This is a genomic window from Amycolatopsis sp. NPDC051061 (assembly GCF_040682935.1).
Classification (GTDB): Bacteria; Actinomycetota; Actinomycetes; order Mycobacteriales; family Pseudonocardiaceae; genus Amycolatopsis.
The window spans coordinates 69,491-94,125 of sequence record NZ_JBFBBZ010000034.1; the positions used below are offsets into that span (position 1 = coordinate 69,491).

Genomic DNA, 24,635 nt, shown 5'->3' on the forward strand with positions numbered 1-24,635 from the left:
GCTCGAAGCGATGCCAGATCTCCGCCGCGACGACGTTCGGCGCCTGACCGGGCTCGCCGCGGTCGACCAGGATCAGCACGTGCTTCAGTACTCGACCGTGCCGTGGAGGACGAGCGGGACCTTTCGCGGCCCCGGCAACGCCACGAACGGGCAGCCGCCGGGACCTTCCCGGAGGGTCGCCGACTCGTCGCCGGGGGCGATCCACGACAACGCGCCGGTGCGCAACCACTTCGTCAGCGCGAAGTCGTAGTCGGACCTGCTCGGGCTGTCGGCGTCCCAGCCGCCTCGGACGCCGTCCCGGAAGACCGGGTAGGCGGCCTTGCCCCAGGTGTTGACGAGCCGCACGGGTGGCTTCGGGCCGAAGTAGCTGATCGCCCAGCCGGTGTGGGCACCGACCGGCACCTCGGCGATCACCGCCCGGATGCCCGGGCGCTCGAGGATCCTGGGCACCACGAACGGCACTCCCGGCCCCGGGTTGACGACGTAGGGCGTGTGCTCCACGGGCACGGCCAGCCGCATCGCGCCGGTCATCGCCAGCCAGGCACGAGGCAGGCGTTCCGGAAGCCGGCGGATGGCCGTGTCGTACTCCCAGAACCAGCCGTCCAGCCCGAACGTGTCGATGCGCCAACGCACCGGTTCGCCGCTGTACGGACACCGGGCGACGGTCACCTCCGGCAACAACTCCTCGTACCGGCGAAAGATCTCCTCGACCCGCCGCCACGACGGATGCGCCTCGGACCGCAGGCGATTCCCCTCCGCCATCAGCCGCACCCGCTCGACGGCCGCGGCACTTCCGGTCATAGCCGAACGTCGGGTTTGACGATCAGCGCCCGTTTCCCGCCGGGTACGAACCGGACCACGCCCTCCATCCGCGCCTGTTCGATCATGTCGTCCCTGGCTTTCAGCTCGACCGGATCGTGCGTGTCCCATTCCACGACCGTCCCGTGCATCACGCCGGCCCGCCGCCGCTCCAGGTCCCTGACGAGCTCGTCGACCTCGTGCTGTTCCAACTCGGGGCCCTCCGGCCGGTACAGGCTGAACAGATCGTGATCGCCCGCGAGCGGCCGCCTGCGCTTCTTCTCGTCGTAGCCGTAGACGACGCGTTCCTGCACCTCGTACCGGCCGGGGCCGCGCGGCTTCCTCGCCAAGGCCCGCATTTTCGTGCCGTGGTCCGCGGTTTCCTTCTCCCGCTGCTTGCGCCGGGCGTCCGCCTTGCCTTGATCGGCCTCACCGAGCCCCGCCTTGATCGTCGGCTTGGTGTGGAAGAAACCGACCAGACCCTTATACGCCTCCTTCACCTTCAGCAACACGTCGGCGGCGTTGATCGTCTTCGGCTTGATCGCCTGCGGTTTGTAGAGGGCCCGTGCCTTTCCCTTGAGCAGCAGGTGCCGCACGGAATCCGGGTTGGTCGGCCGGACGTCGACCACGACGTTCTTTTCGTCGGCGAAGGCCTGGAACTTCACCTGGTTCCGGATGAGGATGCCGTACTGTTCCTGGACCTTCTTCTGACCGAGCGGCGTCGACGCCGTCACGCTGCGGGCCGTCGGGTTGATCGTCGCCTCGAAGTGCACGAGGCTCCGGGTGCCCTGCACGCGTTCGACGACGACGTCCAGTTTCCGGAGTTCGTGCCGGGCGCGGATCGCGGGCAGGCGGGACTTGATCTTCTCGACGGGCAGGCGTGCTCGCGTGAGCGCGCCGGCGTCACGCAAGGCGGCGGCGAGAATCCGGTCGAGGTTCTTGTCCGGCTGCTTCTTCTGCGAACCCTTCGGCTTCTTGGGTTTCTTCTTCGGCTTGAGCTTGGCCCAGAGCTTTTTGATCAGGTCGGCCATCTTCTTGATGACCGCGTCGATGGCGCGGTTGACCGGCCGGGCCAGCTTCTGGACGATCTGGCGGACCTTCCCCGCGATGCCGCCGATGCCCAGCAGTGCGGCCAGCGCGCCGATCAGGACCGGGATCGCGCGGGCCAGTGCGCGTTCCACGAGGGCAGGCACGCCACCGGTGCCACCTCGGGCGATGGCCAGCACCGCGTCCAGGACGGCGTTGACGAAGTCGATGATCCGGCGCGCGTTGGTCACGATGAAGCGGATGATGTCGATGATCATCTTGCAGGCGCGGATGAACGCCGACGCGGGGTTGAACAGCGACACGATCCAGGTGACGCCGGCGATGACGATGGTGGGCAGCAGGTAGGAGAGCAGGTCGTCGATCAGGGTCTTCTTGAGGTCGCCGACCCGGGTCTTCAGGTCGTCCCACAGGCCGGCCACGCCTCGGCTTTTGACCTGGGCGACGAGGGGCACGGCGGTTTCCGCGGCGACGAGGGCCTGGTTCGGGACCCGGCGGGCCAGGCGGGTCCGGATGTTCGCCCACGACAGGCCCAGCAGGGCGGCGATCATCATCAGGATGCCGACGACGTCGAAGGTGGTGGGCAGGTGCAGGCCCGCGGTGGCGGCGGTGCCGAGCAGCCAGGCCAGTACGCCCGCCTCCAGGTGGCGGGCGGCGTTGCGCAGGAACAGCTTCAGGCCGCCGCCGACCCCGGTGACCAGGTTGCCCAGGAAGCCGATCGGGTCCTGCAGGATCGCCCCGATCGCGGAGGCTGCCTTGCGGAGGACGCCCATCAGCATGCGACCCAGGTCGATGATGGCCTTGACGGCCCCGCCGATCGCGTCGGCGGCTTTCGCGATCAGGCCCCGGTTCTTCTCCTTCTCGGCGGCTATCTCGTCGTCCACCGACTTGACCGCTTCGGTGTACTTGGTGGCCAGGGTGTCGACGAGTTCCGTGCCCTTGTCGTTGACCGTGTCCTTCAGTTCGTCGAACTTGCCCTCGAAGTCCGACGCCGCTTCGCGGCCCAGTGCCTTCAAATCCGCCGGGAGCTTGTCGACCGCCGCCTTGAGGTTCTTTCGGCCGTCGGCGATGCGGTCCTTCGCGCGTTTCAGGTCGGCCTCGACCGTGTCGGCGATTTCGGTGATGATCCGGTCCATCGCCGCCAGGTAGTTGTCCCGCGCGCGTTCGTAGATGCGGTTGGCCTCGTCCGGAAGGGGCAGGAAGAGGTCCTTGGCCCACAGGAACGGTCCGTCCCAACCGCCGTAGCGTTCCGCCTTGTAGCGGCGCATGCCCCCCTCGTGCTCGGCGGTGAAGCGGTCCCGGGCGCTTTTTTCCTTGGTGGTGAACTGGTCGTCGACCTTCTTGTCGAGGTCGGTCAGGATCTTCTCGACGTCTTCCTTGGTCTCGTCGAAGACCTGCTGCAGGAGGCCGGTGACCTGTTTGCGTTTGTCCTCGTCGGTCTTCTTCGTGCCCTGTTTGCCGGTGCCCACCTGGTTGCCGGTGCTCACGCGGGTGGCGTGGATGCCCGCCATCGCGGCGGTGCCCCGGGCGGCGGCGGTGTTCTTGACGTGGTTGAGCTCGCGAGACTCGCCGGCGCGGAGTTTCTTCGGGGCGGCCTCGGAGTGGGCTTCGAGGGACTTCTTGTCTTTGACCGCCTTGTCGAACTGCGGTTCGCGGGAGTGCTCGAACGTCAGCTGCTGTTCGGTGACGTTCGCGTCGGCCAGTTGCCGATCGACGCGGTCCGGGCCGGCCGACAGGTCCGTCGCTTCGGGCGGGAGGGTGTCCGGGGCCGCTTGGGCGGGGTTCGGGGTGCCCGGCCGGCCCGGCACCTTGTCCGCGGCCATGGGCACGACCCGCTTGGCGTCCGGCGCCGGTTCGGGCGGTGCCGCGGTCGTCTCGGCGATCTCCTTCGCCGAGGCGTCCTTGCCCTCGCCGACCTTGCCCTGGACCTCGGTCTTCACCTCGTCGGCCCGGCCGGACTCACCGAACGAGTCCGCCTCGTCCAGGTTCTTCGGCGCCCGGTCGGCGACCGCCTTCTTGACCGCCTGGACGAACTCCTGCTTGGCGAACTCCTTGGGCTGGGCGGCGTCCATGTCGTCGGCGTGGGCCGCCTTGCCCCGGGCTTCCCGGTCGTCGGCCGGGGCTTCGGCGGCGTCCTGGGCCGCGCCCGCCTCCGCGGCCGCCGGCGGATGGCTCGAACCGACCGCCTTCTTCTTGGTGTTGACGTCCTTCTTCAGGGCTTGGAACTTCGGGTCCGCACCCGGCGAGCGCGGGCCGGGTGTCTTTTCCTTCTCGGCTCCCTTGTCCGGACGCTGCGCGGTCGGCCCGTCCGTCCCGGCCAGGTCCTTCTTGTCCGGGCCGGAAGCGGCCGGCGCCCGGGTTTTCGGGCCGACCGGCTTCTTCGGCGCGGGAGCAGGCGTCGCCGGCGCGAGGCCGGTCGCGGTGGCCGCGGGAGGTGCCGTGGCCCGGCTCGCGACGGCCTGGTTGCCCACCAGATCGTGGCCCGCGAGCAGCATCCGCGCCTGCCAGCCGGCAGGTCCGGGCACGGCACCGCGCGGCAGGCCGGTCATCGCCGCGGTCACGGCCGCGTTGCCGACCAGCGTCCGCGCCCGGACCACATCCGCGGGGCCGGGATCCAGGGCACCGCGAGTTTCCGGCGGCCGCGGCACGACCGCCGGCGACGCGAGCGGTCGAGGACTACGGGCCTTGACAGGTGGTGGCATCCGGCGCCTTCGTTGGACAGCTGCGAAAGCAGGATGCCACTCCCCCTGTCGCGGCGCTGTGATCCGGACGTTGCCGGTGCGTCACCACGAATCGGAAAGCGCGCGAAAGTGGTCTCGAATGCCTACTTCGGCGCTTGGAAGCCGCCGATCTTCTGCTCGAGCAGTTCGGCCAGCCGCAACGGGGTGCGGTCCTCGAACATCGGGCCGATGAGCTGCACTCCCACCGGCAGGCCCTCGGGCGACCGGCCCGCGGGAATCGCGGTGGCGGGCAGGCCGGGCATGGTGGCCAGGCCGGCCCAGACGAGCTGGTCGAAATACGGGTACTCGGCGCCGTCGATGTCGATGCGCCGTGCCATCGGATTGGGGTCGTGGTCGTGCGGGAACGCGGGCGTCGGCGTGATCGGGCACACCACGGCGTCGAACTCGGCGAACAGTTGCCGCCAGCCGTGGCGGTGGACCTCGCGGCGGTTGTTCGCCTCCAGCCAATCGCCGTGGCTGAACAGCATGGCGCGCAGCCGCACGGCGTCAAGACTCTCGTCGTCCGCGCTCAGTCCGGCGACGCGGATCCGCAGCTGCTCGTACGATTCCATCGGAAACCGTGCGACGGAGCCGGAAATCAGCAACTGCATGTAGAGCGTCGCGGCTTCGGCCGGATCGGGCAGCAGCGGACTGTGCCGTCCGACGCGGGCGCCGCCGTCGACGAGCGCGGCGGCCACCCGGTTCACGCCCGCCCGCACGGCGGCCCCGGTCGGGATGAGCGGATGCTCGTCGAGGACCAGGACCCGGAAATCGCCGAGCCGCTCGTGGCGCGCGGGCGGCAGCGTCAAGTCGTGCGCCCTGCCGAGCGTCAGCGGGTCCGGTCCGGCCATGACGTCGAGCAGGAGCGTGAGGTCGCGGGCGGTGCGCGCCATCGGACCGACGACGGCGAGGTCGAAGTCGACCGGCCAGGCCGGCTCGGACGGCGGGACCATGCCGCGGCCGGCCGCCAGTCCGAGCGTCGGCTTGTGGGCGTAGACGCCGCAGAAGTGCGCGGGGGTGCGCAGCGAGCCGGCGAGGTCGGAGCCGATGGACAGCGCGCCGAACCCGGACGCCAGGGCCGCCGCCGACCCGCCGGAGGACCCGCCCGGCGTGCGACCGGGATCCCACGGGTTGGTGGTGGTGCCGTAGATCTCGTTGAAGCTCTGGATGTCCTGTAGCCCCAAGGGAACGTTGGTCTTGCCGAGCACCACCGCCCCCGCGGCCTCGAGCCGCGACACCTGTACCGCGTCCTCGGCCGGCAGGTAGTCCCGGTGCGGCGGCATGCCCCAGGTCGTGGGCAGCCCGGCGATGTTGTAGGACTCCTTGACCGTCACCGGAACGCCGAGCAGCGGCCGGTCTGCACCACGCGCGCGTGCCTGGTCGGCCCGGCGTGCGGCGGCCCGCGCACGGTCGAAGTCCCGCACGCAGATCGCGTTGATCACCTCGTCGTCGCGCTCGATACGGGTGATCGCCTCATCGGTCAGTTCCACCGATGTCACCGCACCGGCGCTCAGCGCGGCAACGAGTTCTTCGGCCGTCTGGTAGCTCCATTCCATGAATCCGAAGCTATCGGCCGACCACAGAGGACACGAAATTCCGGTCGCGCAACGGGAAAGCCGAGCGGGCCGGCTGCACCGGCGAAGTCGCGCATTCATTCTGCCGCCGAAGGCAGATCACCCCAGGTCACAGCGCCTACAGTGGGCCAACGCCATCCGCGCGGGCCATGAAATGCCGCGTCGCGCAACAGGATGGACGTCTCAATTCCTGCCTGCCGCTAGGCGGTCTGTGGGTCTTCGCGGAGTATCCGCCAGCACAGATAGAGACACGCGCCCGCCGAGGGCGCACCTCCCAGCAGCGTGGCGGCGATGCCGAGTGCGGTGGTCTGCCCGGACAGGTACAGCGGCATCTGCACCGCCGTCGCGATGGCGCACTTCACCACGAACACCGCCGTGCACAGCTGGTAGCGCCGCCGGGCGGCCGGATCTCGGCGCCAGGCGAACCGTTCGCGGCGCACCATTCCCAGCACCACCCCGACCACCGGCCACCGCACCAGCACGGACAGCAGGAACACCGCCCCCTGGGCGGCCTGGATGACCACGGCCGGAAGGTAGAAGTTGATCGCCTGCCCGGTGGTCCCGGCCAGCAAAGCCGATCCCCCGACGATGGCCAGCCCGATCGCCGCCGACCAGTAGCGCCGGTCGGTCCACACCCGCACGACCGCGAGCACCGCCACCCCGCCGACGGCGATCAGCGCGGAGGTCCACACCCGGCCGGTCACCAGGTAGGCGACCAGGAACACCACCCGGGACGCGACGCCCTCGGCGACCGTGCGCCACCCGCCCACCGCGTCGAACAACGACAGGGACTTCCGAGTCAGCACGTCGAGGCTCATGCGGTCGCCTTCGCCGCGACGGGCGTGAAACCGGTGCTGCGCATCGTGTCCTCGTAGGCGCCGATCGCGCCGAGCAGGTCGAGCCGGCCACCATCCGCCTCGGCCAGTGCCTCGCCGAGGCGCTGCGCGTCCCGCATCGCCAGGTTGCCACCGAACCCCGGGGCCAAGTGGATGGCGTCGCCGATGACCGTCACCGGGCTGGCGGGCCAGGCGGGCATCGGCGGGATCGTCCCGATCCGGAGCGCGGCCGTGACCTCCGGCCACGCCTCGGCGACGATCAGCCGCAACGTCGGGTGCAGGTCCGCGACCAGATCCTGGGCCCGCTGCCACACCGTGACCGGTGAGCCGAGCCGCTCTCGCGTGCCGGGCAAGGCCCACATCACGTAGTCCTCGGCGTCGGCGACCGCGCGGGAGCTCAAGGCGGGCAGCAACTCCTCCCGCGCGGCCACCGGCCGCCGGGTGAACCGCAGCACGCCCAGCGCCATCATCGTGCCGCGCACCCGGACGGCGGCCGGGCTGTCGCCGATCAGCCCCGGCAACCCGGTGCCGGCCACGGCTCGCAGCGGAGTCGCGCCCATGATCATGCGTCGTCCCGTGTCGGCCACGCGCACGTCCGGCAAGTACTGGCGGCGAACCGCCGAACCGATCCCGTCCGCGCCGACCAGTACGTCCCCGGTGTCCGCGGCGCCGTCGGCGAAGAACGCCCGGACCGTGCCGTCGGCGCGCTGCTCGAACCGCGTGAACTCCGCCCCGAACCGGACGACGTCGGCCAGCCCCGTCAGCAACACCGCCCGGAGCAACGGCCGGTGGACCTGCCGGCCGGGCCGGGCCCGGCCCGCCACGCCGTCGGACGGCCGAGTGTCCACTACGGACAGCTGTCCCTCCACATCGGACAGCGTCAAGGTCTGCTCGCGCCGCCCTCCGGCAGTGGCCTCCACCATCGCGGCGTGCGCCGGGGGCAGGCACGCCCGCAGCGCCGCCGCGCCCCGGCCGTCGACGTGCAGGCTCACGCCCTGCGGCCGTCCCAGCGCGCCATCCCGCTCGTACACCGCGACGTCGATCCCCGTCCGCCGGAGCCCGTGGGCCAGCGTCAGCCCGCCAAGCCCGGCGCCGATCACGATCACTCTCATGCCATCACCCTTTCTTCACCACCTGATGAAGAACACGCTACGGCGAGTTCGGGCAAAACTCCACCAACTGATGAAGAAAGGGTGCTAGGCTTCGGTGGTCATGACGGAAGACGGCACCCACGGCCGCCCCGGACGCTGGCGGTCCGGCGCGGAGAGCAAGCAGCGGATCCTCCGGACCGCGCGCGAACTTTTCGGCGAGCACGGTTACCGCGCCACGTCGGTGCGCGCGATCGCCACCGCGGCGGGCGTCGACCCGGCGATGGTGTTCTACTTCTTCGGCACCAAGCAGGGCCTGTTCGGCGCCGCCGTCGACATGTCCGGCGACGTCCCGCCCGCCATCGAGTCGATCTTCGCCGGCGGCCTGGGCACCATCGGCGAGCGCATCGTCCGGACGCTGGTGGAAAACCTCGACAAGTCCGGCCGCACCCCGCTCGTGATGCTGACCAGATCGGCGCCGACCGACGCCCGGTCCGAAGCACTGCTGCGCGAGTTCATCGACCGCGAGATCACCGACCGGCTGGCGGCGATGCTCGGTACGCCGGACGCGGCCCGGCGGGCAGCCATGGTCAACGTCCAGATCCTCGGGCTCACGGTGGCGCGGTACATCATGCGGATCGAACCGATCGCGTCCGCATCCGTCGACGAACTGGTCGACATGTTCGCTCCCCTCGTGCAGCACTGCCTGACCGGACCCCCGCCTCGCACTACGCGGGGAGGTACCGGACGGAGTGCGGCAGAGTGAGCAGGCGCGCGGTGCATCCCGGCCGGCCCTCCACCGGAACCGGAACCGGAATCCGCGACCTCACCCGCCCCTCGTGCGGCGGCGGGGCGCGGCCGAGCGCGGGGGCGTCGAGCGCATGTGGTCACGCACCGGCGCCAGCAGGGCGGCCAGGGTTGCGACGTCGTCGCGGGAGAGCGGCTCGAAGAGCAAGCCGCCGACTACCTCGATGTGCCCGGGCAGGACCTCCGCGAGCCGCTCGCGGCCGGCGTCGGTGATCGTGACCGTGGTGCTCCGCTCGTCGTCCGGAGAAGGGGCTCGCTCCACCAAGCCCGCCTTCTCGAGCAGGCCCGCCTGGTAGGTCAGGCCACTGCGGCTGTAGACGACGCCGTCGGCCAGGTCGGTCATGCGGTGGCTGCCCGTCGGCGCGTCCCCGAGCCGGGCCAGCAGCTGGAACTGCACGTAGCTGAGGTCGCCCGCCTCGCGCAGCTGCTGCTCGACCGCGTGCCGGAGCAGGCTGGTCACCTCGATGAGGTCGAAGTAGGCGCTGAGCTGCACGGGGTCGAGCGACGGGGGTGCGTCAGACATGACCGGAGCCTACTGCTTTGAATTCGAAGGGGTCCCACGAAAGCGGGCACCCCGCTGCTGCACACTGGCGCCATGTCCTTGTCCGAGCTGGGGACCGCGGTCCGCTGGTTGCGCGAACACACCGACCCCGCCGCCGCCGGACTGCGAACCAGCGGGCCGCGGACCGGCGGGCGACGCGTCCCCGGACTGCGCCGGGAGGAGCTCGCCGAGCTGGCCGGAGTGTCCGCGGACTACATCCGGCGGCTGGAGCAAGGACGCCGGCACCCCTCGGCCGGCGTGGTGACCGCCATCGCCCGCGCGTTGCGGGTCGGCCGGGCGGACTACGAGCGGCTCTGCGCCCTCGCCGGGTACGCCGCGGTCGACGGGCAGGTGCCGCGCGAGGCCGGGGCGGCCGCGATGCGCCTCCTGGAGCGGTTCCCCGACACCCCCGCGTTCCTGACCGACGCGGCGTGGAACGTCATCGCCGTCAACGGTGCGTGGCTGGCGCTGGGAGGCGGGACGGCGATCGGGCCGGCCCGGGATGGGAACGTCGCGTGGCGCACGTTCTGCAACGCACGCGGGGAGATCGATCGCACCGAGGAGCACCAGGCCGGTTTCCAGGCCGTGCTCGCCGCCCGGCTGCGTGACACGCACCTGCGCTACCCGGCTGACGCGTCGCTCGCCGAACTCGTCGACGAGCTGCGGAGCGCCAGCCGTCCGTTCGACTCCCTCTGGCGCGCCCCGAAAACGGTCTCCGCCTACGAGAACCGCGCCGTGTTCCGCCATCCGGACAGTGGCGACATCACGCTCGACGGCGCCCTGCTCGAGGTCCCCGGCGACGACCTGATGGCGGTCGTCCTCACCGCGGCGCCGAACTCGGCCGACGCGGCCCGGCTCGGCGAGGTCGTCCGCGCCGCCGTCGGCCCGGCGGTCGTCAAGGTGGGCCAAACCGGCCCAGGCTGATCGCCTCCGCGACCACGATCCTGAGGTCCAGGTGGATCAAGGGAGCCGTCGTGACCGACCTCACTTGCTTCAAATTCGAAGCAGCAGTAGCGTAGCTTCCAGTTGCTTCGAACTCGAAGCAAAATGGTCTCGGCAGAGATGAGAACTCCGATGAAGGCAGTGCGTTTCCACGACTACGGCACCCCCGACGTCCTGCGCTACGAGGACGTCGAGCAGCCGGTTCCCGGAGCCGGGCAGGTCCGGATCCGCGTCGCCGCGACGTCGTTCAACTCCGTCGACGGCAACATCCGCGGCGGCTCCATGCGCGGCCCCATCCCGGTGGAGCTACCGCACACGCCCGGCATCGACGTCGCCGGCACGGTCGACGCGCTGGGTGACGGTGTCGACGGCTTCCAGGTCGGCGACGCGGTCATCGGCTTCCTGCCGATGGACGGCGACGGCGCCGCGGCGGAGTACGTCCTCGCGCCGGCCGAGGTCCTCACGCCCGCACCCGGGCACGTCCCGCTGGCCGACGCGGCCGCACTGCCGGTGGTGGGGCTGACCGCGTGGCAGGCGCTGTTCGACCACGGCGAGCTGCGGTCCGGGCAGCGCGTGCTGATCAACGGCGCCGGTGGCGCGGTCGGCGGTTACGCCGTGCAGCTGGCCAAGGGGGCCGGGGCGCACGTCATCGCCACGGCGAGCCCGCGCAGCGGCGACGCGGTCAAGTCGGCCGGTGCCGACGAAGTCGTCGACCACACCACCACCGGGGTGACCGCGGCGGTGACCGAGCCGGTCGACCTGGTGCTCAACCTGGCGCCGGTCGACCCGGCGGAGCTGGCCGCGCTGGTCACGCTGGTCCGGCCGGGCGGTGTCGTGGTGAACACGACGGTGTGGATGCCCGCTCCCGCCGACGAGGAACGCGGCGTGCGCGGCATCGACCTGTTCGTCCGCAGTGACGCCGGACAGCTGGCGAAGCTGGTGGCGCTGGTCGACCGCGGCGAACTGCGCGTCGAGGTCGCCGAACGGGTGCCGCTGCCCGAGCTGCCGGCGCTGCACGCACGGGCCGCCGAGGGCGCGGTGCACGGCAAGGTCGTCGTCGTTCCGGCCACGGCCTGACGCACTCCCGATCCGGGCCGGCCGGCGGCACCGCTCAGAACAGGGTCGCGGGCTCGACCGGCTCCGGCTCGGGCAGCGCGTCGAGGCCGGGCACCAGCGCTCGCACGTCGTCGTGGAAGCGGCGGGCGAGCGCCGGCGCGTCGGCGTTGTCGGGGGTGTGCACGAAAACCGTCGGCGACCGGCCCTCGCGCAGCCAGCCCGCGACCACCGCGGTCCACGGCTGCCAGCCCTGGACCGTCTCCTCGACCGAGTCCCGGCCCAGGTAGCGGACGATCGGCTGGTCGGTCAGCGCGCGCGTGCGCCGCGGCAGCCGCGGTTTCTTGGCCCAGGCATCCTGCTCGGCCTCGCTGACCGGCGGGCTCCCGAAGAAAACCGTGGTGTCGAACGGGACCCACTCGGCGTCCGCGCCGGCGAGCGTCCCCTCCAGCAGCGACGCCGAGCCGGCGTCGGTGAAGAACCCGGGGTGCCGCACCTCCACGGCGCGCTGCCGGCCGGCGGGGAGCCGGCGCAGGAAGCGGCCGAGGGCATCGACGTCCGACGGGCCGAACGAGCCGGGCAACTGGGTCCACAGGACCGCTCGTTCCCCGAGGGGTTCGATCGCGTCCAGGAACGCCCGCATCTCGGCGTCGACCCCGGCGAACCGGCGCTCGTGCGTGACGAGCTTGGGCAGCTTGACCACGAACCGGAAGCCGGGGCCGGTCTGCCGCGCCCACGTCGCGACGGTGTCCCGGGCGGGAGTCGCGTAGAAGGTGGTGTTGCCTTCGACCGCGGTGCACCAGCCCGCGTAGGCCCGCAGGCGTTCCTTCGCCGGCAGCGACGGCGGCAGGAACCGCCCGGGCCACGCCTTGTGGGTCCACATCGCGCAGCCGACATGAAGACGTGCCACGGCGTCAGCTCCCCCGATCGTCGGTGCGGACAGTTCGGTGCCGAGACCATCATGCGGTGTCCGCTTCGGCGAGTTCGGTCAGGTCGTCGATGGTGAGGCGAAGTCCCGCCGCGGCGACGTTGTCGGTCAGGTGGTCGAGCGAGCTGGTTCCGGGGATGGCCAGGGTCACCGGTGACATCGCGAGGAGCCACGCGAGGGCGATCTGTGCGGGCGTGGCCTGGTGGCGCGCGGCGATGCGCGTGAGGCAGGCCGTGTCGAGCCGGGCTCTGCCGCCACCGAGGGGAAAGTACGGCACGTAGGCGATGCCGTCCTGTTCGCACCGCGCCGGCATCTCGGCGTCGCCCCGGTCGTGAAGGTGGAACCGGTTCTGCACCGCGGCGACCGGAGCGATCGACCGTGCCTCGGCGAGCTGGGTCGCATCGACGTGGCTGACGCCGAGGTGCCGGATCAGCCCCTCACGTCGCAGGTCCGCGAGGACCGTGAAGGCTTCGCCCAGTGGTTCGCCTCCGGCTTCGCCCAGGCCGCCCACCCGCAGGTAGGCGAGGTCGAGGTGGTCCCGGCCGAGGCGGCGCAGATCCTGCTCGACCAGCTCGCGCAGCCGGGCGGCGGCCGCTTCGCCCGGGGCGCTGACCTTGGTGGCGATCACCAGGTCGTCCGGGTACGGCGACAACGCCCGCCGGATCAGCTCGTGCGACCAGAGGTCGCCGAACCCGTAGGTGCCGGCGGTGTCGATGTGGTTCACGCCGAGCTCCACGGCCCGGCGGAGCACGGCGACGGCCACCTCGGGATCGCGAACGGAGCCGCCGAGAGCGAGCCTCATCGCCCCGAAGCCGAGCCGGTCGACTCGCAGGTCGCCGCCCAGCAGGAAACCATCGGCCATGGTCACCTTCCTCGTGTCGGACCGGCCCGGTCAGGCGCGGTAGCAGTCGGCAACGACGGCGAAAGCGGCCTTGGGTTCCCACCGCATGTCGGGGTACGTGTCACCGTCGCGCTCTTCGAGAACCTTGACGATGCCGAGGCTGGCCAGGTCGAGATCGTGGCGGGGATCGGCGGGGCGGTGCGGGAAGTTCTCGAGCGCGAAGAGATAGACGAAGGCGCTGTCGACACCCTCCGCGTCAAAGATCTCCAGCAATTCCCGCAGGTAGGTGGCCTGGCCGGCCTCGTCGCGGACGTAGTCGCCGGTCAATCCGAGCGGGCGACCGGTCTCGTCATACTCGACGATCTCCATACTGCGCGGTGCGACGTCGCCGGCCCCCTGCCAGGTAGCCGTGCCGAAACCGGTGATCGCGACCGGTTTTCCCTGCGCGACCAGGGTGCGCACGCCTTCCTGGAACCGGTCGGCCACCTCGGCGGACCGGATGAGTTCGACCGACATGATGTCGAAGACGGTCCAGTCGACGCACTCGAACTGGATGCAGGCATAGCTGACCTTGCCCCGGAAACGCTCTCGGACCGCCGCGACGGCCTCGCCGAGGAAGGCGTTGAGGCGGGCGCTCGCCTCGGCGATTCGCTCGCCCCGGCCATCGGGCCGGCCCAGCAGCAGACCGAGCCGCTCTCCGATGCTGTCACCGGGCAGGAATCCCCGGTTCATGATGCTCAGTTCGACACCGGTGACGAAAACGACTTCGGCTCCCTCCTGCCGGATCCGCTCCGCCCGCTGTGCGCAATCCTCGAACAGCGACCGGATTTCCGCGGTCGTCAGGTCGAGTGGGTAGGGCGAGAACCAGATCTCCAGCCCCAGTTCGGCGGCACAGCGGGCCGCCAGTTCGAGCCGTTCCGGATCGCCACCGACCAGGTGCACGGCGTTGCAGTGCAGGTCATCACGGATGATGGCCAGCTCCCGTCGGACGACGTCGAGATCGAAGTTCTCGCGAGACGTGCCGCCGTGGTGGACGAAGCCGGTGTCGTACGCAATGCCCTTGCCGCGCATGGGTTCAGTCCTTCCTGATGGGCTCTGACGACCGACCCTAGGGATAAAAGTGCGTGCACGCAAGTTTGCGTGCACGCACGACGACGGGGATACTGGGAGCGTGACGACACGATGCACCGGGTTGCGCGAGCAGAAGAAGCAGGCGACCAGAGAGGCGTTGCGCGAGGCGGCCTTGCGGCTGGCCCTGGCCCGCGGACCGGAGGACGTGCGCGTCGACGACATCGCCGAGGCGGCCGGAGTCTCGCCGAGGACCTACAACAACTACTTCTCCAGCCGCGAGCAGGCGATCGTCGCCGCGGTGACCGCCGACAGGGAAGCACGGGTCGCGGCGGCGGTGGCCGCCCGGCCCGCCGGCGTCGGCCTCGCCGAGGCCGTGGTCGAGGCGATCGTGGCGGAGTACACCGACCCCGGCGAACCCGCCCGCGCCGCGCTCCTGCTCGTCACCACCCATCCCACGCTGCGCGAAGCGTTCGTCGACACCGCCACCGAACTCGAAAATCCCCTGGCCGACGCGATCACCCCACGCCTCGCCGACACCGACGAGCACACCGCCCGCGTGCTCGCCGCGAGCGTGGCAGCCGCGGTACGCGTCGCCCTTCGACGATGGCTGCGGCCGGCGGCCCCTTCCCCCAGCGGGCTCGTCGTGCCGTCCGGCTCACTGCCCGACTTGCTCCGCGCCGCCCTCGCACCGCTTGAACCCGCTCTCGACGCCGCGGCAGCACGACCACATCGGTGATCCCGCGAGCCGGAAGCTTTCTCCGGGCCTCCCCTGAGCGTGGATTTGCGTATGTCCGCTGTGCGTCACCTCGGCGCGGGGGCGACCGCACGTTCGACGTGCAGGGCCAGGAACGCGTACACCCGCCGGACCAGCTCGGGTTCGCCGTCCAGGAGGTCGTAGCCGTGGTCCACGCCGCGGATGTCGTAGTGCTCCACCAAAGCACCGGCCTCGGCGAGCTTGCCCGCGTACGTGACCGCCTCGGGGCGCAACCGGTCGTGCTCGCAGGTGATCACCAGTGCCGGGGCGATGCCGGCGAGGTCGTCGGCGTTGGTTCCCCACGCCGGGGACGCCAGCGGGTCCGCACGGCGGGCGATGTCGGGGATGTAGGCGGTGTTGAAGACCTCGCCCATCCACGGCCGGATCACCACCCGGTTGTCGCGCGCGGGTTTGTCCGCGGCCGGGGTGACCAGGTCCAGTGGCGGGTAGTGCAGCACCTGCAACGCGATCTCCGGACCCCCGTCGCGCAGCGCGAGCCGGGACGCCGCCGCGGCGAGTGAGCCGCCCGCGCTCTGGCCGCCGACGCACAGCCGCGCGCCCGCCCACTCGCGATCGGGCGAGGCCGCCCACGTCAGCGCGTCGTAAACCTGTTCGCACGGCGCCGGGAACCGCCGATGCGGAGCGAGCACGTAGTCGACGTTGACCACGAACACCCCGGCGTGCTCGGCGAGGTAGCGGCACAGCGGGTCGTCGGCGATCGCACCGCCCACCACGAAACCGCCGCCGTGGGCGTTGACGTAGACGCCCTTCGCCTCGCCCGGCGGGCGGTAGAGCGTCGCGGGCATCGGGCCGTGTCGCGTCGGGACGGTGAACTCGCCGGTGCGGCCCGGGATCTCGGGGAACAGCGGACGTGCCTTCTGTACCCGGGCGGCGCCCGCCGCCATCAGGCGGGCCACGCCGTCGGCGACGAACGGCTTCGACAGGATCGACACAGGCGACCTCACTTCGTGCGGATCCGGTGGAACGGCGAGGAAACTCCCCGCGCACCGCCGGCGGGGGCGGGATGGGTCATCGCCGGGCCGCCATGGCCGGGTGGATCCGCAGCAGCCGGTCGGTGAACTCCTCGGGGTCGAGCGGGTCGGGCCCCTCCACCACCCAGGTGTTGACCAGCGCGGCGGCGCCACCGGTCATGAACGCGGCCAGGTCGTCCACCGCTTGCTCGTCGGTGAGCAGCAGGCTCGCGTACCGCCGGTTGAGCGGGACGAACAGCCCGGTCAGCGCCTTGGTCAGCGCGAACGCCGACGAACTGGTCAGCATCGCTCGGTAGAACCGGCGATGGGCGGCGAAATGCGTCGCCAAGGCCAATGTCGACGCCCGGCCGCCGTCGGGAAGACGCGTCAGGGGCTCGAGGAGCTCACGCCGGACCAGGTCGAGGGCGGCCTCCAGCAGCAGCGTGTCGCGGTCGCCGAACTGCAGGTACAGCACCTGCCGGCTGACGTCCGCCGCCGACGCGAGGTCGGAAACCGGGATGTTCGCCGACTCCCGGGCGTCGACCAGGTCGATCGCCGCCCGCATCAACGCCGCCCGGGACCGGCGCACCCGGCGGTCCTTGGCCGGCGCGGCGGTGGTCCACTCGGCGGTCATCCGCCCATGATGGACAGGTGTCAATAAAATGGCAAGTGTCATTCGAGGCGGTAAGCACCCGGGGTCTGCCCCATCGTCCGGGTGAAGACGTCGACGAAGGCGCTGGGAGTGGCCCAGCCGCAGCGGTGTGCCGTCTGCGTGACGGTGGCTCCGGCCGTCAGTTCGACCATGGCGTGGAAGACGCGGATCGTGGTGCGCCACTGCGGGTAGGTCGTGCCGAACTCGGCGCGGAACAAGCGAGCCAAGGTGCGTTCGCCCGCGCCGGCTCGGCGGGCGAGCCAGGCCATGGTGCGCGGGCGGCTCAGGTCGTCGGTGACCAGCCGGCAGGCGTGTGCCAGCCGCGGATCGCGGGCCCGGGGCAGGTTCAGCGGCGTGACGTGCGCCCGGCGCAACCGGTCGTGGACGACGGCACGCAGCCGGCGTAGTTCGCTCGCGGGCAGACCGGGTTCGGTGGCGGCGGTGACCAGCTCGCGCAGCAGACCGGTCGCGGCGATGACCGTCGGAGAGCCCGCCGGCAGCGGCGCCTCCTCCGTCGGGAAGTGGAGGGTGTGCACCTCGGCGTGCCCGTAGACGCGGTGCTCGTGCCACGTCGCCGCCGGGATCCAGATCGCCCGGCCCGCGCCCGCGACCCAGGCGCCGTGGTCGGTGTGGACGGCGAGGACACCGCCCCCGACGTGGATGAGCTGGTGATCGTCGTGCCGGTGCCGGGCGATGACCTCGCCGGGATGATGTCGATGGCGGTTTTCCGACACAAGTTGTCACTTTAACGGAACTCCGCACCTGCCGCGCCCGGCACTGTGGGAGCCATGAACGACGCCTCCCCCGGCCTCCGGACCCGGCTGCGCCGCGTGGTCGCCGACACCCGGCCGCTGGCGATCCCCGCCTTCCGGCGCACCTTCCTCGGCCAGAGCACCGCCGTCATCGGCATGACGGTCACCGCCGTCGCGGTCCCGGTGCAGCTCTACGCGCTGACGCGGTCCTCGCTGATCGTCGGGCTCGCCGGCCTGGTCGGGCTGGTCCCGATCATCGTGTTCGGCCTCTACGGCGGCGCGGTCGCCGACGCGGTCGACCGGCGGAAGCTGTCCCTGCTCTCGTCCGCGCTCACCTGGGCGGTGACCCTCGTCCTGGTCGCCCAGAGCGTCCTGGACGTGCGGTCCCCGGAGCTGATCCTCGTGCTCGTCGCCGTGCAGTCCGGCGGGTTCGCCGTGTCGGCGTCGGTGCGCGGCGCGATCGTCCCGCTGCTGGTCCCGGTCGAGCACGTCCCCGCCGCCAACGCCTTGACCTACACGGCTTCCACGCTCGGTCAGGTGCTGGGACCGCTCGTCGCCGGCGCACTGGTCGGGCTCCCGGGCGGGTTCGGCTACGCCTACACCGCGGACGCCGTGCTCTTCACCGCGGCGCTCTACGCGGCCTTCCGGCTGCCGCCACTCCCCTCCGCCGCTCCGGCGGGGCGCCCCGGGCTGCGTTCGGTGGTCGAAGGGCTGCGGTTCCTCGGCGGGAACCCCGTCCTGCTGATGTCGTTCGCGGTCGACATCGCGGCCATGGTGCTGGCGATGCCGGAGGCGTTGTTCCCCCAAGCCGCGGCGACCCGGTTCGACGGCGGCGTGGGCCTGCTGTACTCGGCGATCGCGATCGGATCGATCCTGGCGGGGTTGTGCAGTGGCTGGATCGGCCGGGTGCGGCGCCAGGGCGTCGCGCTGACTTGCGCGGTGCTCGGGTGGGCCGCGGCGATCGCGCTCGCGGGCCTGGTCGAGAGCCTCTGGGCGGCGGTGCTGTTGCTGGTCGTCGCCGGAGCGGCCGACCTGATCAGCGCGGTCTACCGCCAGACGATCCTGCAGACCTATGTACCCGACCGGCTGCGCGGACGTCTCCAGGGCGTCTACACGGTGGTCGTCTCCGGCGGTCCCCGGCTCGGCGACCTGCGAGCGGGCGCGATGGCCGCCGCGACGACGTTGACGATCGCGTGGTCGGGCCCGGCTATCGGGTGCGTCGTCCTGGTGATCGTCGCGGCGGTGAGCGTCCGGCCGTTTTGGCGCTACGACAGCCGCGCCACCACGGGAGGGTGAGTGGAGGCGCGTCAGCCGGCCGGCCGCTTCCCGACGACGTCCGCGAGAGCCGACGCGACGAGGGCGACCGCCCGATCGGCGTCCCCGGCCAGGTGCCGCAGGGGTCCGTGGGCGATCGTCCCCGGCAGCTCGGCGAGCGCCTGGGCCACCCGGATCCGCACCGCGGAGTCCGCGGCGAGCTCGGCGACCAGCGCGCCCACGATCCGGTCCGCGCATCCCGGTTCCAGCGACAGCGTGCCCAAGACCTCGGCCGCCTCGACGTCGCTCACGCCGTCGACCACCATGGCGACGAGCGTCGGCACGGCCGCGTCCGCGCCCCGCGCGCCCAAGGCCAGTGCGGCGTGCCTGCGCACTGCCGGGTCCGCGTCCCCCAGCGCCTCCGCGAGCACCGCGTCCGCCTCGTCACCGGGCATTTCGGCGACCGCCCGGACCGCGCGCCGCCGGACTTCGACGTCCTCCGAACGCACGCCGGGCGCCACGCTCGCCACACCGTCACCACCGGCCCGCGCGAGCGCCCACCGCAGCGCACCGGCGACGTTCGGATCGGCTTCCGCGAGCACCGCGCCGGCCAGCAGCTCGGCGGGCACCGGCATCTCCTCGGGCGCGGCCAGGACGGCCTGCTGCCGGCGCGCCGGGCTGGGCGAATCGAGCCCGTGCAGCAGCTCGACGATCCGCAGCACGCTCTCCCAGCCCGACGGCGCCGAGGCATCGACCCGGCGAAGCCGCTCGAGCAGTTCCTGCTCCCGCTTCAGCCGCTCCTCGGTCCGCCGGATGAGGTCACCGACCAGCGCGGACGGCGCGAAGCCGGGATCCTCCAGCGCACGGCCGATCTGCCGCAGCGACAACCCCAGGGACCGCAGGCTCTCCACGTGGAAGATCCGGCGGATGTCCTCGGCGGAGTACTCGCGGTAGCCGCCCACCGTGCGGCCGGTCGGCCGCACCAGCCCGAGGGCGTCGTAGTGCCGCAGCATCCGGGTGCTCACCCCCGAGCGGCGGGCCACCTCCCCGATCAGCACCCCGCGCCCCCGGCTCGTTCCGGGCCGAGCGCGACGATCCGCTTCGCCTCGTCGACCGCCAGGTCGAAGCCCGCGTCCGGGTCGCGCAGGAGCCGTTCCGTGGCGCGGGCATGCGCCCGCACCCCCGGGTCGGCACTCGCCGACGCCGCCCGCAGGGCCGGCCCGGCCGGCTCCCCGAGCGCGACGAGCGCCCGGCTGAGACTCAGCTGCACGCTCCGGTCCCCGCGACCGAGCTGGGTGGCCAGGTCCGCGGCCAAGCCGTGGTGCTCCGCGGCGGGCGCGAGGACCACGGCGGCCCGCCACGCACTGCGCGCGACCTCGTCGTCGGGGTCGTGCAGCAGGGACCGCGTGAGGGCGGGCCACACATCCCGGTCTCCGATCTTGGACAGCGTGTGCAACGCCTGGCTGCGGGCCTGGGGACGCCCGGACCGGAGTTCCGCCAGCAGCCGGGGCACCGTGATCTCGGCCGGGTGGCGGGTCAACGCCCAGGTGAGCATGTCCCGCACGAAGAAGTCCGGTTCGCTCGCGCACCGCGCCACGAGCGCGTCGACGAGGCCGGGATCGGGGTTCGTGCCGATCGCCAGGGCCGCCTGCAGCCGCGTGGACGAGTTCGCGGCGCCCAACGCGTCGAGCAAGCGCGTGTCCTGCGCATTCAAGTCGATCACCTCCTGCGCCCAGTGAAGACCTTGACACGCTGTCAAGGTCAAGCGCGATTCGGCAACCGGCCCGCGTCTCGCGGTCCCACGCTCGGCAGTTGACGGGGCTGGCCGCCGCCGAGCCGGTTCGCTGCCGTCGTAGCGCCGGCCGAGGAGCTTGCACAGCACGGGCCGCACCGGAAGCGGTCCGGTCCTGACCGGCTAGCCGTCTACAGTGGATTCGACCGCCTGGCGCGGAACCCGGGAACCGGTACAGGTCACTACCCAGCGGCGCGGAAGACGTAGTCGCCGGAGCCGACCTGGAAAGCGGCATAACCGTTCTGCATGCCGTCGAACCGGGCGCCCGGCGGAGCCTGGACGGCACGGCGGTCACGTGCCGGCACGAAGATTTCGGCCGTCGCCCCGGCGGGCACGCCGGCGCGCAGGGTGAACCGGCCGTGGTCGCGGGTCCACGCCGAGCTGACCTGGCCGAGCGGGGACTCGACGTGGGCGGACGCGTTCGTGAGGTCGCCGACCGGGTGGGGCTGGATCTTCACCGCCGCATAACCGGGCGCGGCCGGCTGGATCCCCGCGACGCGCTGGTAGAGCCAGTCGTCGACCGTGCCGAGGAAGGCGTGGTCGTGGGAGCGTGACGTGGCGGGCCACTCCTCCCACATCGTCGTGGCGCCGAGCCCCTCGAACCAGTAGCCCCAGCCGGGGTACGTCGGGTTCGTGGCCACCTGGTAGGCGAGGTCACCGTACCCGGCGTCGGTGAGCGCCGGGAGGATGAGCTTCGTACCCAGCGCACCGGTGTTCAGGTGGACGCCACGCGCCTTGATGTCGCCGACGAGGTTGTCGACCACGGCCGGACGGTTCGCCGCGGGGACGATGTCGAGGCTCAGCGGCAGCAGGTTCGACGTCTGGCGGTATCCCGCGGCACGGTCGTCGTAATAGGCCCCGGCAGCCTTGTCCAAGAACGTCGCGTTGAGCGCGTTCGCGACCGTGCCCGCGAAGGCGTCGAAGTGCCGGGCGTCGGCGTCGTGGCCGAGGGCGCGCGCGATCCGGGCCATGGTCGTCGCGGTCTTGTGGATGTAGGCGGTGCCGGCGAGCCGGGTGCCCTCGGGCGGGTTCGCGGCGCCGGGTGCGAGCCAGTCGCCGTAGCTGAAGCCCGTGTAGATGTCCCCGGTCTTCGCGATGTCCTGCTCGTAGTAGCCGAGCCAGGCTTTCATCGCGTCGTAGTTCTCGGCGAGCGCCCGGGTGTCGCCGTAGTACCAGTAGAGGTCCCAGGTGATCAGGACGAAGCTCGCCGACCAGACCGGGTCCGTGACCTTCTTGCCGCCGACCGTGGCGGGCACGGTCTGGCCGATCGTCCCGTCCGGGTTCCGGTCGTCCCGGTGCTCGCGCATCCAGTTCTCGTAGAAGTCCCGCATGTCGAAGTGGGCGATCGCGGAGTCCGCGGACAGGTGCGCGTCGGCCGTGTAGGGCCGCTTCTCGTACATCGGGGTGTCGGTCGGGACGGAGTGCAGGTTGTTCAGGATCGTGTTCGCTTCGGCGTCATCGTAGCGGTTGAGCAGCTGACTGGAACTGCTGAAGTCGCCGGTGGTGGCGACCGCTGTGTGGACGCGCTCCGCCTCCGCCGAGTCGACGGTGACGCCCGCGGGCGCGGAGACCTGGAAATAGCGGAAGCCCGCGTAGCTGTAGCTGGGCTGGTAACTCTCCGGACCGTCGCCGGCGAGGATGTACGTGGAGGACTGCAGCTGCATGCCGAACCCGCCGATGTTGTCCACGGTGCCGTCCGGACGCAGCTTCTCGCCGTAGGTGATCGTCACCTCGGCGCCGGCGGGCCCGCGCAGGCCGACCCGGGCCCAGCCCGCAGTGGGGCCGCCGACGTCGTAGACGCGCACGCCGTCGCGGGGCGTGGTGACGCCGGTGATCGGGAGCTTCTCGGTCGCCTTGATGGGCGGGAACGCCTCGGCGCGCAGTGTCCCGGCGGGTGCGGGTACCGCCACGGCGGGCCGCCAGCCGGCGTCGTCGAACCCGGTACGGTTCCAGCCGGGCCGGGCCAGCCGGGCGTCGTAGGTTTCCCCGAACCAGAGCGACTCCGTGCGGGTGGGGCCGTCGGCGAGCTTCCAGCTGTGGTCGCTGGTGACCTGCTGGGTGCTGCCGTCCCGGTAGGTGATGTCGAGCTCGAGCTTCAGCTTGGGCTCGCTGTGCCACGGGGAAGCCACCCACTCGTCGGGGTTCGTCATCGCGTAGTACCCGCGCCCCAGGCTCACCCCCACCGCGTTGCCGCCCTTCCGCAGAGCGTCGGTGACGTCGTAGGTCGCGTACAGGGCGGTCTTGTCGTAGACGGTGAACCCCGGGTCGAGTTCGCGGTCGCCGATCCGGCCGCCGTTGAGGTAGAGCTTGTAGTAACCGAGACCGGCGATGTAGGCGCGTGCGGACTTGATCGGCTTGTCGAGCGTGAACTCGGTGCGCAGCAACGGTTCCGGCGGGGGCGGCGTCGTGACCGAGCTGCCCCACGGACCGGCTCCATAGGCGGCCCCCACCCGCGCCTGCGGCCAGGCCGAGTCGTCGAAACCGGGCTGCTGCCAGCCGGTCGCGGCCGTGTCGGCGGATTTCCAGGCGCCGTCCGTGACGAGGTCGACCGAGGTACTTTCGACCCGGAGCCTGGCGAGGAACCCGGCCGGGCCCGGCAGGGCGTTGGTGGCCTCGGCGGCGATCACGTTGTGGCCGGGCCGCAGTGCCGTCGAGATGTCGACAACGGTGGCCGTTCGCCACGAATCGGCCACCCGCGGCGAGGCGGCGACCTGCTGTCCGTTGACGTACACGGTGAAGCTGTCGTCGGCGGTGAGCTCGAACTCGGCCGCGGTGATCGGGCTGCCGGCGGGCAGGTCGAACGCACGCCGGAAGTACCGCGTCCCGGCCGGCGCCGAGTCGGCCGGAGCGCCCTCGGGGTACCAGATCCAGCTCGCACCGTCGAACGACGGCGGGGTCGAGGACGCTTGCGCGCCGATCCAGTCACCCCGGAACTGGCCGGGGGCGAGGAACGCCGTCTCGAACCACGCGGGCTCGCTCCACCGCGAAGCGTGGCGAGCAGCGTCCCAAACCTGGACCCGCCAGAAGTAGCGGGTGCGCGGACGCAGGGCGTCCCCGGCGTAGCCGACGTCGAACGATTGCGAGGACCGCACTTCGCCGCTGTCCCAGACGTCCGCCGGCCCGTCCGGCTTGGTCGACACCGCGATCCGGTACGCCGACTGGCGTCCGTTGTCCTTCGCCGTCAGAACCCAGCCGAACCGCGGCCGCGCCACGTCCACCCCGAGCGGATCGACCTGGTGCTCGACCTGCAGACCACCGGCCTGGACGCCGCCGGCCGGGGGCACGGGATAGGCCCCCGCGGGCGTCACTCCCAGGACGAGCAAGGTCAGCAGGGCCGCCGAAGCCGTCATCAGGCGCGGAATCATCGCGGTCCTCTCTGCGGTGACCGGTCGTCAGGCCGGAAAATGAATCGTTTCAATTCCTGTGACGGAGGTAATAGTAGACAGAGGGTCTTCCCGGTGACAAGGAGAAGACGGCTACCGCGCGGCCAGTCCGGCTCAGCGAACGCGAACTCCCGCTTTCTTCCGCATCGATCGTTGCGGAAGAGATAGACTGCGTCCGTGGAGACCGAGAAGCGCCGCCCGGCCGGCCGCCCGCGGGGATTCGACGCCGACGAAGCACTCGAGCGCGCCCTGCTGGTGTTCTGGGAACACGGCTACGAAGGGGCCAGCCTGGCGACCTTGACCGAGGCGATGGGCATCTCCACGACCAGCATGTACGCCACTTTCGGCAACAAGGAAGAGCTGTTCCGCAAGGCCCTGGATCGCTACACCGAAGGCCCGAGCGCGTACGTCACGCGCGCCCTGGAAAAGCCCACCGCGTTCGACGTCGCCACCGCGCTCATCGCGGGCACGATCCAGACGACCACCCGGCCGGCCGGCCCCCACGGGTGCCTGGGCGTCCAGGGCGCCCTGGCCACCGGCGACGCCGGCCGTGGGGCCCGCGACCTGCTGATCGGCTGGCGCGACGACGGCTACACCACCCTCCGAGACCGGTTCGAGCGAGCCGTCGACGACGGTGACCTGCCCCCGACGGCCGACCCGGCGCTGCTCGCCCGCTACGTCACCACCCTGGGATACGGCATCGCCGTGCAGGCCGCGAGCGGGATCGCCCGCGACGAGCTCCAGGAGATGGCCGACGCCGCCCTGCGCGGCTGGCCGCTCCTCTGACGTCGACCCGACTTCCGCATTGATCGATGCGGAATCTGCTACGGTTGA

Annotated in this window: 21 protein-coding genes; 6 read left to right on the forward strand and 15 right to left on the reverse strand. The window is 71.6% G+C overall.

Translation table 11 applies throughout. From position 1 onward, the window contains the following. Window positions 1-84: 84 nt before the first annotated feature. From AB0N03_RS36145 to AB0N03_RS36165, 5 genes are all read right to left on the reverse strand, one after another. Entirely contained in the window at window positions 85-801 is a 717-nt protein-coding gene (locus AB0N03_RS36145; RefSeq protein ID WP_364381576.1) for a hypothetical protein, read from the reverse strand. Beyond that, complete coding sequence (locus AB0N03_RS36150; protein ID WP_364381579.1) at window positions 798-4,544, reverse strand: hypothetical protein; 3,747 nt, start codon at window positions 4,542-4,544, stop codon at window positions 798-800. Before AB0N03_RS36150 ends, AB0N03_RS36145 begins: the two co-directional genes overlap by 4 nt. A 122-nt stretch (window positions 4,545-4,666) precedes the next feature. Next, on the reverse strand, window positions 4,667-6,118 hold the full coding sequence (locus AB0N03_RS36155; RefSeq protein WP_364381582.1) for an amidase: 1,452 nt from the start codon (window positions 6,116-6,118) through the stop codon (window positions 4,667-4,669). A gap of 218 nt (window positions 6,119-6,336) precedes the next feature. Then, the gene (locus tag AB0N03_RS36160; protein WP_364381585.1) at window positions 6,337-6,954 is read right to left on the reverse strand and encodes a DUF3159 domain-containing protein; all 618 of its coding nucleotides are present in this window, start codon (window positions 6,952-6,954) and stop codon (window positions 6,337-6,339) included. After that, on the reverse strand, window positions 6,951-8,084 hold the full coding sequence (locus AB0N03_RS36165; protein ID WP_364381587.1) for an FAD-dependent monooxygenase: 1,134 nt from the start codon (window positions 8,082-8,084) through the stop codon (window positions 6,951-6,953). Before AB0N03_RS36165 ends, AB0N03_RS36160 begins: the two co-directional genes overlap by 4 nt. Window positions 8,085-8,184: 100 nt before the next feature. Between AB0N03_RS36165 and AB0N03_RS36170 the strand changes: the two genes are divergently transcribed. After that, complete coding sequence (locus AB0N03_RS36170) at window positions 8,185-8,826, forward strand: TetR family transcriptional regulator (RefSeq protein ID WP_364381590.1); 642 nt, start codon at window positions 8,185-8,187, stop codon at window positions 8,824-8,826. 60 nt (window positions 8,827-8,886) lie between these two features. On the opposite strand, the gene AB0N03_RS36175 is transcribed toward AB0N03_RS36170, so the two are convergent. Then, on the reverse strand, window positions 8,887-9,390 hold the full coding sequence (locus AB0N03_RS36175) for a MarR family transcriptional regulator (protein ID WP_364381593.1): 504 nt from the start codon (window positions 9,388-9,390) through the stop codon (window positions 8,887-8,889). Between the two features lie 72 nt (window positions 9,391-9,462). Here AB0N03_RS36175 and AB0N03_RS36180 point away from each other — a divergent pair, with 72 nt between their 5' ends. Both AB0N03_RS36180 and AB0N03_RS36185 read left to right on the forward strand, forming a co-directional pair. After that, on the forward strand, window positions 9,463-10,332 hold the full coding sequence (locus AB0N03_RS36180) for a helix-turn-helix transcriptional regulator (protein ID WP_364381596.1): 870 nt from the start codon (window positions 9,463-9,465) through the stop codon (window positions 10,330-10,332). Window positions 10,333-10,482: 150 nt separating this feature from the next. Further along, window positions 10,483-11,427: an NADP-dependent oxidoreductase gene (locus tag AB0N03_RS36185; RefSeq protein WP_364381599.1), complete on the forward strand. Its 945-nt coding sequence runs from the start codon at window positions 10,483-10,485 to the stop codon at window positions 11,425-11,427. 34 nt (window positions 11,428-11,461) lie between these two features. On the opposite strand, the gene AB0N03_RS36190 is transcribed toward AB0N03_RS36185, so the two are convergent. The 3 genes from AB0N03_RS36190 to AB0N03_RS36200 all read right to left on the reverse strand — a co-directional run bounded on the left by AB0N03_RS36190 (window position 11,462) and on the right by AB0N03_RS36200 (window position 14,243). Continuing rightward, window positions 11,462-12,286, reverse strand: a complete 825-nt coding sequence (locus tag AB0N03_RS36190; RefSeq protein WP_364381687.1) for a DUF72 domain-containing protein — start codon at window positions 12,284-12,286, stop codon at window positions 11,462-11,464. 76 nt (window positions 12,287-12,362) lie between these two features. Next, window positions 12,363-13,193: an aldo/keto reductase gene (locus tag AB0N03_RS36195; protein WP_364381602.1), complete on the reverse strand. Its 831-nt coding sequence runs from the start codon at window positions 13,191-13,193 to the stop codon at window positions 12,363-12,365. Window positions 13,194-13,223: 30 nt separating this feature from the next. Then, window positions 13,224-14,243, reverse strand: a complete 1,020-nt coding sequence (locus AB0N03_RS36200) for a hypothetical protein (RefSeq protein ID WP_364381605.1) — start codon at window positions 14,241-14,243, stop codon at window positions 13,224-13,226. A gap of 100 nt (window positions 14,244-14,343) precedes the next feature. Between AB0N03_RS36200 and AB0N03_RS36205 the strand changes: the two genes are divergently transcribed. Further along, entirely contained in the window at window positions 14,344-14,979 is a 636-nt protein-coding gene (locus AB0N03_RS36205) for a TetR/AcrR family transcriptional regulator (protein ID WP_364381608.1), read from the forward strand. A gap of 65 nt (window positions 14,980-15,044) precedes the next feature. On the opposite strand, the gene AB0N03_RS36210 is transcribed toward AB0N03_RS36205, so the two are convergent. The 3 genes from AB0N03_RS36210 to AB0N03_RS36220 all read right to left on the reverse strand — a co-directional run bounded on the left by AB0N03_RS36210 (window position 15,045) and on the right by AB0N03_RS36220 (window position 17,354). Further along, the gene (locus AB0N03_RS36210) at window positions 15,045-15,950 is read right to left on the reverse strand and encodes an alpha/beta hydrolase fold domain-containing protein (protein WP_364381610.1); all 906 of its coding nucleotides are present in this window, start codon (window positions 15,948-15,950) and stop codon (window positions 15,045-15,047) included. A 76-nt stretch (window positions 15,951-16,026) separates the two neighbouring features. Beyond that, complete coding sequence (locus tag AB0N03_RS36215) at window positions 16,027-16,602, reverse strand: TetR/AcrR family transcriptional regulator (RefSeq protein WP_364381613.1); 576 nt, start codon at window positions 16,600-16,602, stop codon at window positions 16,027-16,029. 38 nt (window positions 16,603-16,640) lie between these two features. Further along, window positions 16,641-17,354, reverse strand: coding sequence for a helix-turn-helix transcriptional regulator (locus AB0N03_RS36220; RefSeq protein WP_364381616.1), 714 nt, complete (start codon window positions 17,352-17,354; stop codon window positions 16,641-16,643). 54 nt (window positions 17,355-17,408) lie between these two features. Between AB0N03_RS36220 and AB0N03_RS36225 the strand changes: the two genes are divergently transcribed. Beyond that, window positions 17,409-18,668, forward strand: a complete 1,260-nt coding sequence (locus AB0N03_RS36225; protein ID WP_364381619.1) for an MFS transporter — start codon at window positions 17,409-17,411, stop codon at window positions 18,666-18,668. A gap of 11 nt (window positions 18,669-18,679) precedes the next feature. Here AB0N03_RS36225 and AB0N03_RS36230 read toward each other — a convergent pair whose 3' ends face one another. The 3 genes from AB0N03_RS36230 to AB0N03_RS36240 all read right to left on the reverse strand — a co-directional run bounded on the left by AB0N03_RS36230 (window position 18,680) and on the right by AB0N03_RS36240 (window position 23,783). After that, entirely contained in the window at window positions 18,680-19,684 is a 1,005-nt protein-coding gene (locus tag AB0N03_RS36230; protein WP_364381622.1) for a MerR family transcriptional regulator, read from the reverse strand. Next, window positions 19,678-20,349, reverse strand: coding sequence for a HEAT repeat domain-containing protein (locus tag AB0N03_RS36235; protein ID WP_364381625.1), 672 nt, complete (start codon window positions 20,347-20,349; stop codon window positions 19,678-19,680). The genes AB0N03_RS36230 and AB0N03_RS36235 overlap by 7 nt, the downstream gene beginning before the upstream one ends. Window positions 20,350-20,600: 251 nt before the next feature. Next, window positions 20,601-23,783, reverse strand: coding sequence for a family 78 glycoside hydrolase catalytic domain (locus AB0N03_RS36240; RefSeq protein WP_364381628.1), 3,183 nt, complete (start codon window positions 23,781-23,783; stop codon window positions 20,601-20,603). Between the two features lie 195 nt (window positions 23,784-23,978). Between AB0N03_RS36240 and AB0N03_RS36245 the strand changes: the two genes are divergently transcribed. Further along, a complete protein-coding gene (locus AB0N03_RS36245; RefSeq protein WP_364381631.1) occupies window positions 23,979-24,587 on the forward strand; it encodes a TetR/AcrR family transcriptional regulator in 609 nt (202 codons plus the stop codon). Window positions 24,588-24,635: the final 48 nt, after the last annotated feature.